The organism is Paraburkholderia tuberum STM678 (assembly GCF_902833905.1).
Classification (GTDB): Bacteria; Pseudomonadota; Gammaproteobacteria; order Burkholderiales; family Burkholderiaceae; genus Paraburkholderia; species Paraburkholderia tuberum.
Map to the genome: position 1 here is coordinate 1 of NZ_CADFGP010000188.1, position 462 is coordinate 462.

Below are 462 nucleotides of genomic sequence, written 5' to 3' on the forward strand. Positions count from 1 at the left end.
AAAGAGGAGAAGCCTCGCGAAGCGAAACGCGTCGTAGTTGAGCAAGGCCAACGAATAATCGCCACATAGGCTCGGGTTGTTCGGAAAAGCGTGCACGACTCGCACCCCCAATCCCGTGCGGAGACAACTGATAGTTGTGGGCATGAACCCGGCAGCGCGGAAAGACTTCGTGCGCTTCCGGGTCATTCCGCTACGCAACGAAACGACACTCCGACGCTGGTGTACGTGTATCCATGTTCCTTCCGCGGTTCATATGGTCATCGATTTCAGCCGCGCAACCGAGCATGCGAGGATAAAGAAAGATGGTAAAGGCGGCCGTCTCCAAAGCGTTGCGCGAATACGTTCCGTCACGATACGGCTGCCAGAGCATCTTGAGCAGTAACGCGGCAATCACCGCATCGACGTTGACGCAGTAAACGTTTCGCGAAACCCCCGCGTCGAACAGGCTTTGGACCAACGTCC

The 462-nt window shown here is 56.5% G+C and carries 1 pseudogene; it reads right to left on the reverse strand.

From position 1 onward, the window contains the following. Nucleotides 1-190 precede the first annotated feature (190 nt). Nucleotides 191-462: pseudogene (locus tag HWY30_RS41295) on the reverse strand (CoA-binding protein); the annotation flags it as partial.